General features: G+C 62.7%; 8 protein-coding genes and 1 pseudogene. 5 read left to right on the top strand and 4 right to left on the bottom strand.

Annotated features, from left to right (window positions below):
* Nucleotides 1–193 precede the first annotated feature (193 nt).
* On the bottom strand, nt 194–1,375 hold the full coding sequence (locus tag HMPREF2565_RS10535; RefSeq protein ID WP_070510840.1) for an acyl-CoA dehydrogenase family protein: 1,182 nt from the start codon (nt 1,373–1,375) through the stop codon (nt 194–196).
* A gap of 87 nt (nt 1,376–1,462) precedes the next feature.
* Here HMPREF2565_RS10535 and HMPREF2565_RS10530 point away from each other — a divergent pair, with 87 nt between their 5' ends.
* The 4 genes and pseudogenes from HMPREF2565_RS10530 to HMPREF2565_RS10515 all read left to right on the top strand — a co-directional run bounded on the left by HMPREF2565_RS10530 (nt 1,463) and on the right by HMPREF2565_RS10515 (nt 4,333).
* Nucleotides 1,463–1,873 carry an acyl-CoA thioesterase gene (locus HMPREF2565_RS10530; RefSeq protein WP_070510838.1) on the top strand — a complete coding sequence of 137 codons (411 nt, stop codon included), beginning with the start codon at nt 1,463–1,465 and terminating at the stop codon, nt 1,871–1,873.
* An 18-nt stretch (nt 1,874–1,891) separates the two neighbouring features.
* Nucleotides 1,892–2,908: pseudogene (locus HMPREF2565_RS10525) on the top strand (NAD(P)H-dependent flavin oxidoreductase); the annotation flags it as partial.
* 3 nt (nt 2,909–2,911) lie between these two features.
* Complete coding sequence (locus tag HMPREF2565_RS10520; RefSeq protein ID WP_070510836.1) at nt 2,912–3,712, top strand: enoyl-CoA hydratase-related protein; 801 nt, start codon at nt 2,912–2,914, stop codon at nt 3,710–3,712.
* Between the two features lie 231 nt (nt 3,713–3,943).
* Nucleotides 3,944–4,333 carry an MmcQ/YjbR family DNA-binding protein gene (locus HMPREF2565_RS10515; protein ID WP_070510834.1) on the top strand — a complete coding sequence of 130 codons (390 nt, stop codon included), beginning with the start codon at nt 3,944–3,946 and terminating at the stop codon, nt 4,331–4,333.
* A 342-nt stretch (nt 4,334–4,675) separates the two neighbouring features.
* On the opposite strand, the gene HMPREF2565_RS10510 is transcribed toward HMPREF2565_RS10515, so the two are convergent.
* On the bottom strand, nt 4,676–5,356 hold the full coding sequence (locus HMPREF2565_RS10510) for a hypothetical protein (protein WP_046647699.1): 681 nt from the start codon (nt 5,354–5,356) through the stop codon (nt 4,676–4,678).
* Nucleotides 5,357–5,681: 325 nt separating this feature from the next.
* On the opposite strand from HMPREF2565_RS10510, the gene HMPREF2565_RS10505 reads away from it, so the two are divergent.
* On the top strand, nt 5,682–6,128 hold the full coding sequence (locus HMPREF2565_RS10505; protein WP_049156188.1) for a MarR family winged helix-turn-helix transcriptional regulator: 447 nt from the start codon (nt 5,682–5,684) through the stop codon (nt 6,126–6,128).
* Between the two features lie 45 nt (nt 6,129–6,173).
* Here HMPREF2565_RS10505 and HMPREF2565_RS10500 read toward each other — a convergent pair whose 3' ends face one another.
* Together HMPREF2565_RS10500 and HMPREF2565_RS10495 are read right to left on the bottom strand one after the other, a co-directional pair.
* Nucleotides 6,174–7,409 (bottom strand): M20 family metallo-hydrolase, encoded by a 1,236-nt coding sequence (locus HMPREF2565_RS10500; protein ID WP_070510832.1) that lies wholly within the window; start codon nt 7,407–7,409, stop codon nt 6,174–6,176.
* Nucleotides 7,410–7,418: 9 nt separating this feature from the next.
* Entirely contained in the window at nt 7,419–9,011 is a 1,593-nt protein-coding gene (locus tag HMPREF2565_RS10495; RefSeq protein WP_071407310.1) for an amidohydrolase, read from the bottom strand.
* Nucleotides 9,012–9,015: the final 4 nt, after the last annotated feature.

Here is a 9,015-nt window from a genome sequence, read left to right as displayed (position 1 = left end):
GTTACTCACCCACCCATGACCTAAGTCAGGCTTTACTCTGGTCTCTTAGCAGAGTGAAGGGACCATCTTTCTCTGGTTTTCAGCACACAGATGGTCCCTCATCCCAGATGAGGGACCAAAGTAGAGGGACCAAACGAATAAGACCATCTGCGCAGTGGAGCCCGTATGGCCTCACCGGTACGACGCCACGCGGTTAGCTAAACGCCTGCTCCCTCGTCAGCACCCGCCCCAGAATCAGCGTGTGGATTTCATCGGTGCCCTCGTAGGTGCGCACTGATTCCAGATTGGCGGCGTGGCGCAGCGGCGAGTAGTCCGCGGTGATACCGTTGCCGCCCAGGATGGTGCGGGCTTGGCGGCAAATGTCGATGGCAGTGCGGCAGTTGGCCAGCTTGCCCACCGAAATCTGGTAGGGCTCCAGCGTGCCCGCATCCTTGGCGCGGCCCAGGTTGAGCGCCAGCAGCTGCCCCTTGTTCAGCTCCACCGCCATATCCACCAGCTTCTGCTGGGTGAGCTGGAAGGACGCCAGCGAGCGATCGAATTGCTTGCGCTCCTTGGCGTACTCCAGAGCCACCTCCAAAGAATCACGGGCAGCGCCCAAAGCGCCGAAGCTAATGCCGAAGCGAGCCTCGTTCAAACACATAAACGGCCCCTTGAGTCCCGGATGCTTGGGCAGCAGGGCGTCGGCGGGCAAAGTAACGCCTTCCAGTTCAATATCGCACTGGATAGAAGCGCGCATCGACAGCTTGCGGGTAATTGGCGTCGCCCTAAACCCCGGCGTGGACGTCGGCACGATGAACCCGCGCACGCCCGCCTCCACCCCGGCAGCCGCCGCGTCCTCCTCAGAAACCTTGGCCCAGATGATGGCCACCCCGGCCACACTCGCCAGGCCAATCCAGCGCTTCGCACCGTCCAGCACCCATTCACCGGAGCGGTAGCGCGCCACCGTCACCATGCTTGCCGGGTCCGAACCGGCGGTCGGCTCTGTCAAGCCGAAGCAGCCAATGACCTCACCGGCTGCCATCTTGGGAAGCCACTCCTGTTTCTGTTCCTCCGAACCATGCTTATAAATCGCCGACATCGCCAGCGAGCCCTGCACCGATACCACCGTGCGGATACCGGAGTCCCCTGCTTCCAGCTCCTGCATGGCGAGCCCATATTCCACCGCGGAACGTCCAGCGCAGCCATAGCCTTCCAGATGCATCCCGAACAGTCCGGCCTGCGCTAGCACCGGGAAGATAGAGTCCGGCAGCACCGCGTCCTCGTACCACTGCCCCACGTGCGGGCGGATGTGCTCATCCACCAGTGCGGCGACGCGGTCACGGGTAGCTTTTTCTTCTTCGCTCAGCAGAGCATCGATTCCCAGCAGATCTGTCATGGCGTTCTCCTCACGATTCGAGTGACGAACCACAATTCGTATGTATAGTAATACGCATCACTTTACCCGCTCTCCCCAGGAGGAACAATGCGCGCGCCCGCCAACGCCATCCCGATAACCCTTGCCTTGCGGTGGTCCGACCAGGACGCGAACGCCCACGTCAATAACGCCACGATGGTCACGCTTTTAGAGGAAGCGCGCGTCCGTGCGGCTGCCGAACTAAGCGGCCCCGTCGCCACCAATTCCTATGCTCACGTGGTGCGTTCCCTCGAAGTGCAGTACGACGCCGAGCTCACCTACACCGATTCCATCGAGGCGCGGGTGTGGATCTCGCGCATCGGAACCACCTCCTACCAGGTTTCCCACGAACTCATCCAGAACGGAACGTCGTGCGTGTTCGCGACGGCGACGCTGGTGCTTATCGACGTCTCCGCGCGCCGCCCCATCGCCCTGCCCGATGACCTCAGGGGCCGCCTGCACTCCCATTTTTCCGAATAGCCATTCACCTTTTCATTCACCCTCCTCCCCCATAATTTCGCACCACCAAGGAGCACAACACTCATGATTTCCACCCGCGTTACCGAGATGCTCGGCATCACTCACCCCATCATCCAAGGCGGCATGCAATGGGTCGGCCGTGCTGAACTCGCCGCCGCGGTATCCAACGCCGGCGGCCTCGGCGTCGTCACCGCGCTTACGCAGCCCACCCCGGAAGACTTGCGCCACGAGATTCGCCGCACACGCGAGCTGACCGATAAGCCCTTCGGCGTCAACCTCACCATGCTCCCGGCAATTACCCCACCGCCCTATGCGGAATACCGCGACGTCATCATTGAGGAAGGCGTCACGATTGCAGAGACCGCCGGCAACAACCCCAAGGACCACATGCCGGCTTTCAAGGATGCCGGCATCACCGTCATCCACAAGTGCACCTCCGTGCGGCATGCGCTGAGTGCACAGAAGGTGGGCGTCGACATCGTGAGCATCGACGGCTTCGAGTGTGCCGGCCACCCCGGCGAAGATGACATTCCGGGACTCGTGCTCATTCCCGCCGCCGCGGACCAGCTGGACATCCCCATCGTGGCCTCAGGCGGCTTCGCGGATGGCCGCGGGCTCGCTGCCGCCCTGGCACTGGGCGCCGAGGGCATCAACATGGGAACCCGCTTCGTGGCTTCCACGGAAGCCCCAGTGCACGAGAACGTCAAACAGGCCATCGTGGAGCGCAGCGAGCTGGATACCCAGCTCATCCTCCGCGAGCTGCGCAATTCCACCCGCGTGGCCAGGAACGCTGTCAGCGATGAGGTTGCCGACCGCCTTGCCCAGGGCGCCGAGTTTGGGGATATCCGCCACCTCGTTGCCGGCAAGCGCGGCCGTGCAGTCTACGAAACCGGTGATTTGGATGCAGGCGTGTGGACCTGCGGAACGTCGCAGGGTCTAATCCACGATGTGGCACCCTGTTCCGAAATCGTCTCTCGCATCTCCGCTGAGGCCGAGCGCATCATTTCCTCCCTCACCCAGCTTGTTAAGGACTAAACCATGACCGATGCCATCCTCACCCGCCGCGAAGGCTCCGTCCTCGTCGCACGCATCAATAACTCCGCGCGCCGCAACGCCATTGCCAAGGAACACTGTCTAGCCCTCTCCGCCGCGCTTGCCGACGCCTCCTCTGACCCCGCCATCCGCGCCCTCATCATCACCGGCGATGAAACCGCCTTCTGCGCTGGAGCGGATCTCGTCGCCGCCGCGCAAGAGGCAGCCACCGCGCAAGCTGCGGGCGAGACTCCCGACCCGGCCGAGTCCACCATGCTTCCCCAGCTCAACGCACTGGTGGCTGAGATTCAGGCCGCCGAAATTCCCGTCATCGCCGCAGTCGAAGGTGCGGCCGCTGGCGCGGGTGCTTCGCTGGCTTTTGCCTGCGATCTCATCGTGGCCGGCGAGGACTCCTACTTCACGCTGCCCTTCGGCAAGATTGGCCTTATCCCTGACGGCGGCGTGAGCCTCACCGCGCTGGCCTCCGTGGGGCGCCACCGCGCGCTCGCCTTGGCACTGCTGCAAGACAAGCTCGGCGTCGCCGAGGCCGAGGCTGCAGGTCTCGTAACCACACGCGCACCCCAGGGCCACGCACTGGCCACTGCACTGGAGTTATCAGAACGCCTGCACATCGCACCGCGCGATGCCCTGGCCAAAGCCAAGGAGGCCATCAACCGCACGGCTCTGGGGCAGCTCGATGAACAGCTCACCTGGGAAGAGCCGACGCAGTACGCGCAGATGGCCTCAGCTGGCCACAAGGAGGGCGTCACGGCATTTCTGGAGAAGCGTTCCGCGCGTTTTGATTAGCAAAAATCGACTAGCAGAAAACTGCCAGGCGGAGTTCATGGCGGTGCCAGCACTGGCCGCCATACTCTGTGTTGTGCGTTTGAGAGAGCGCATGCGAGAGAGAGAACCCCTCATCCTCCGGAGGGCGGCCAGTGGCCGATAATCGGAGGAACTTGATAGAGACGCTGCTGGGCCCTTCCCCGAGGAATCGTGGGAGGGGCCCAGCGGTGTTTTTCACCTAGCCTGGTTCACATGGATTCTTCTTCTCCACTGGATCTCCACGCCTGCGCTAGCGCCCGCGCTGCCGAACTCCCCGGCGCTATGTTGACGCACCCTTTCGGCTCTGACTGGGACGTGTTCAAGGTACGCGGCAAGGTCTTCCTCCTTCTCACCGCGGCAACTGGCCGCCCGCAGGCCATCCTCAAAGCTGAGCCCCTGGACGCCGAAGCACTGCGCAGCGAGCACGCCTTCATCACACCCGGCTACCACATGAACAAGCGACACTGGGTTTCTGTTCACCCAGATCCCCGCCTCACCCCGCAGCTACTCAACGAACTTGTGACGGACTCCTACCGCCTTGTGGTGGAAAAGCTCCCCCGCTCACAACGCCCCATTAATCCGTCCGATTTTGGCTCTCCATAACCCCGATTATTAACCCCGGGGGCAACTCCCCGCACAGATTCCATTGCGTCTTGGTGGCGATAACCAGCGGAATTCAACCAGCACAGCAAACTCACAGCTCTCCTCTGCCTTTTAGGCGAGTCTAAGCTTCACATTGTCTGCCGATCAGTTGCATACTGTATGTCGTGCGTTGGAGAGAACGCACACAGAGAGAGATAGAGAGACTTCAGCGCCCTGTGGCCCTCAGTGTGAGCGGCCCGGGCGCTGAAGTTCTTATTACAGGAAACCACGCCGGTTTAACCCAAGACAAAAGCCCCTGCCTCAACGAGGCAGGGGCAAAAAGAACCTAGAAGCTACTTAGCCTTAGAAAGGCAGCTTGATGTTGAGGTTCAGGGCCTTCGCGATAGCCGGGAAGGCAGCAGCAACGGCAGCGAGAACGCCGGCAACGATGCCGAAGATAGCCAGCGGAGTCGGCTTGCCGTCCTTGGAGGACAGTACACCCTCAGCGGAGCTCTTCTTGTCGCCTGGTTCCGCGGTCTTGGAAGTAGACGGCTCTGCAGTCTTAGTCGTGGTGGCGGAGGTAGAGGACTTCTCGGAATTGTCAGCAGGCTTGGAGGACGAGGTCTCGCTCGAGCTCGTGGGAGATTCCTTCGGCTCGGAGGTCTTAGAGGTCTCGCTTCCCGCCGGGTCAGTGGCCTTGGTAGTGGTGGTCGTGTCCGACGCGGAAGCCTCGGCGCTCGTCGTCTCAGAGGTGGAGGTCTCGGACTCAGAACCCTTTTCCGCATCCTTTTGACGATCGACGATGGCCTTTGCTTCCAAGTAGGTCAGAGTCTTCTTGCCGTCTGCGGACTTGTAACCGCCCTTACCTTCTTCGGCGGTCGTGTCCTTGAAGTAGGTGACGCCATCAACCACAATGGTCGCCGGCAGCCCAATACCTTCGGTGCTGTCTGCTGCGTCCGGAATCTGGGCGATTGCAACGGTGGTGCCGCCGAGGAGGAGGGTACCGGACAGGGCTACTGCAGCAAGGGAACGGGAAATCTTCATGGATTCTCCTTAGGAGTCATACAAAATGTAGGGAGCCAAAGATTGACTGCACGTTAACAATAGTCACATTTGCGTCTCGTGTCACCAGTTTTTAAACTCACCCCCGCGGACGGGCAAAGAATACAGCCGCCTCTTGCATTCCGAACCCGATAAAAGTCCTTTTCATCTGCTATTTACCGCCGCTTCCGCTGGATGGATCAAACTCTTTCGACTAGCGGCATAAATTTCCTTTATATTACCCCCGCCTAACACCAATAAGGTGGCTAAAAGTGTGTTCTTGGAACTCGGTTGCAGATTCCCTCCCCGAACTTTTACGCTTGATTACGTGACAGATATTGATCCAATCGCTGAGACCATCGCGGAGTACCGCCGCTTCGAACGCGCCCGGGCTAGGTTCGACACAGAAGCGCGCCGCGAGTACGGAATCACCGGTTCCCATCTTTCGCTTCTGCGGCTCATCGATAAGAAGGGCCCCATCCCGATCCTTCAGCTGCGCAAGGAACTGGGATGGCAACCCGCCACCATCGGGCAGGCTGTCAAGCGCTTAGTGCGTGATGATCTCATTGCGCTCAACGACGATCCGGAGGACCTGCGCCGCCGTTTGTGCGACATCACCGAAGAAGGCCGTCGCTTCCTGCTCCATGTCCCGCTTACCGGCCCAGTGCGCTTACGCACCTACGAGTTCAGCGAGGAAGAGCTCACCGCGATGAAGCGCGGATTCGAGGTCGCACTACAGGCCTTTGGCTACGAGCCGTGGAGCGATAACGACTAAGGCAGATAGCAACTAGCGCGTCTTGCGCGGCGGCGCGCAGGGCACCTAGCCCTCCCCGCACCCGGATTCCACGAGGCGTTGCGCCACGTGCGTCAGCACGTCCAGGCCGGCCACGCAGTCCTCCGCCGTGGTGAATTCCTTTTCGTTGTGTGAGATGCCGTCGACGGACGGGATGAAGAGCATGACCGTCGGCACCACCTCCTTGAGGTTGGTCGAGTCATGGCCGGCCACCGTATAGATCTCCTGGTGCGAGTAACCCAGTTCCTCCACTACCTCCCGGGCCAGCGCGACGCCGGCCGACGGGTAGGGGTTGAGAGCCCACTCGTGCGTCGGGGATAGCTCGACTGAGGTGCGGGACTCCTCCTCTGCTTCGGCGATGATCTCCTGCAGGCGTGCTTGGGCCTTGTCCAGCACCTCCGTAGACGGCGAGCGCACATCCACGTTGAAGCGCACCTCGCGCGCGATGGTCACGGGCGAGTTCGGCTCCAGTGTTAGCTGCGAAACCGAAGCCTGCAGCTGCCCTTCATCGAACTCGTGGGTCAGGCGCTCCACTGAAGCAATAATGAGGGAGGCACCGAAGAGCGCATCCTTCCTATCGGCCATCAGAGTGGAGCCGGTATGCCCCTGTTCACCGGAGACCACCGCCTGGAATTTCTTCGCGCCCCACGTGGCGGTGACCAGGCCAATCGTGTTGCCGGCAGCTTCAAGTTCCTTGCCTTGCTCGACGTGGATCTCCGCATAGGCCGCGAGCTTCGGGGCTTCACCGCGCGGGGCCCAGCCAGCCTCCTCCTGGGCTTGCGCGACGGTGATGCCGGCAAGGTCGGTGGCGGAGTGGGCGCGCTCAAGCGCCAGCGTGCCTACGAACACGGAGCTGCCCATCATGGAAGGCGCAAAGCGCGAGCCCTCCTCGTTGAACCAATTGATGACCGCCAGGTTATAGCGCGCCTTGGCACCCGATTGCGCCACGCGCCCGGCGGCATGAGCTGCGGCCAGGACGCCATAGGCGCCGTCGAAACGGCCAGCCAGCGGTTGCGAATCCAGGTGCGATCCCAGGCCCACATACTCGGCGCCGGGGGTGAGCTCAAAGAGACCGTACTGGTTGCCAATCTCGTCGTAGATGACCCGTGCTCCCAGGGATTCCAGGACCTCGTGGAACCAGGCGCGGTTGAGGTTATCGCCGGCACTCGCCGCTTGGCGTTCCACGCCGCCCCCCGGAGTGGCGCCGTTGGCGGACATGGCCTGGAAATCGGCCAGGAATTGTTCGTTAGTGGTTGCTCGCATTTCTACTCCTTAAAAACTTCCGTAGCGCAGCTCGCCGCCCACGATGGTGGCGGCCACGTCGATGGTGGAAAGATCATCAGTCTGCAGTGGGTCCTGTGAAAGCAGCACGAAATCCGCCAGCTGCCCCGGCATCACCTGCCCCTTGCGCCCGGCCCAGCCCGTCGCCGCGGCCGAACCTGCGGTGTAGGCATAGAGAGCCTCGGCTGGGGTCAAACGGTCCTCCGGCCCATAGTCCCGGCCCGAGGCGGTGCGCCGCTCCACGAAGGCCTGCATGACCTCCAGGGGTACCCCGGGTGCCACGGGTTGATCGGAACTGCCGGGGAGGATGAGGGAGGCGTCGAGAAGCCGCTTGCCCGGGTAGCTCCACGCGGTGCGCTCCGGGCCGAGGGCATCCGCCATCGCGTCGCCGAAAGCCCGGATGAACAGCGGCTGCGGAACCACCACGATGGGCTTGCCGCGCAGGCGCTCAATTTGGTCCGGGCGCACCACGCCGCCGTGCTCGATGCGGTGCGGCATGGCGGGCACGCCATGCTTGTCGACGGCCTCCTCCAGCGTCTCTATCGCAAAATCCACCGCCGCATCGCCGATGGCATGGATGGCCAGTGACCAGCCGGAATTCGCCGCTTGCAGCGCGCGGGTGCGCATCTGCTCAGGATCCCCCTGAAAATAGCCGTGATGGGAGCAGCAGGCGTAGTTCTCCGTCAGTGCGGCGGTGGTCCCCAGCAGGGAGCCATCGCTGAAGATCTTGACCGGCCCTACCTGCAGCCACTCGTCACCGAAGCCGGTGCGCAGGCCGCCGTCGAGGCCCCAGCCCGGGCCGTCGGAGGCGTGTCCGGAGATCTCGTGGAGCACGTCCATGGTCACCATCACCTGCATGCGGGTGTGCAGGGTGGCGTTTTGATAGGCGGCTATCTCGCGCGGGCTGTGCCCGATCCAGCCGCCGGCCACCCCGGCGTCCGTGACGGAAGTCAGACCGCGCTCCAGGTAACGGCGTGTGGCCAGCTCAAGAGCGCGGGCGATCTCCTCCCCGGATTCCGGCAGGGTTACCTCCTGGATAGCGCGCATGGCGTTTTCATCGAGCAGCCCGGTGCAGTGCCCGTCGGCATCGCGAAGGAACTCGCCGCCTTCCACCTCCGGCGGGTTGGTGGGATCGACGCCCGCCGCGCGCAGGGCCGCGGTGTTGACCGTGTAGGCGTGGCCCGAGTTGTGCTTGATCAGCAGCGGAGCACCGCCGGTCGCGCGGTCAAGCTGCTCTATCTCCACCGGCGCATCCAGCCCGGAGGGGCGGAACCCTGCGGCCACTACCCAGCCGTCGGGATTGGGCTCGGTGCCACGCAACGCTGAATAGACCTCCTCTGGTGTTGTGGCCCGGGATAGATCCACCTCCAGCAGCGTCTGGCCGAACCACACGGTGTGGGAATGCACATCATTAAAGCCAGGGGTGAGCGTGCGCCCACCGGCATCCCATGCCTCATCAGCAGGCAGGGCGCGGGCAGCCTCCCCTACTGCCAGGATGCGGCCGTTGGCAAAGGCCACCGCATCCGTGACCGGCCGCGCGGGGTCTTGGGTCAGGATATGGGCGTTGTCGATGCGCGTGATCATGCGT

Source organism: Corynebacterium sp. HMSC072A04, assembly GCF_001809235.1.
Lineage (GTDB): Bacteria > Actinomycetota > Actinomycetes > Mycobacteriales > Mycobacteriaceae > Corynebacterium > Corynebacterium hiratae.
Note: the sequence above shows the minus strand (reverse complement) of the source record. Positions and strands in the feature narration are given on the sequence as shown.

What these genes read in the sequence shown, in the direction of transcription:
- HMPREF2565_RS10535 (WP_070510840.1), bottom strand. Translation starts at nt 1,375, where the DNA reads ATGACAGATCTGCTGGGAATCGATGCTCTGCTGAGCGAAGAAGAAAAA.
- HMPREF2565_RS10530 (WP_070510838.1), top strand. Translation starts at nt 1,463, where the DNA reads ATGCGCGCGCCCGCCAACGCCATCCCGATAACCCTTGCCTTGCGGTGG.
- HMPREF2565_RS10520 (WP_070510836.1), top strand. Translation starts at nt 2,912, where the DNA reads ATGACCGATGCCATCCTCACCCGCCGCGAAGGCTCCGTCCTCGTCGCA.
- HMPREF2565_RS10515 (WP_070510834.1), top strand. Translation starts at nt 3,944, where the DNA reads ATGGATTCTTCTTCTCCACTGGATCTCCACGCCTGCGCTAGCGCCCGC.
- HMPREF2565_RS10510 (WP_046647699.1), bottom strand. Translation starts at nt 5,356, where the DNA reads ATGAAGATTTCCCGTTCCCTTGCTGCAGTAGCCCTGTCCGGTACCCTC.
- HMPREF2565_RS10500 (WP_070510832.1), bottom strand. Translation starts at nt 7,409, where the DNA reads ATGCGAGCAACCACTAACGAACAATTCCTGGCCGATTTCCAGGCCATG.
- HMPREF2565_RS10495 (WP_071407310.1), bottom strand. Translation starts at nt 9,011, where the DNA reads ATGATCACGCGCATCGACAACGCCCATATCCTGACCCAAGACCCCGCG.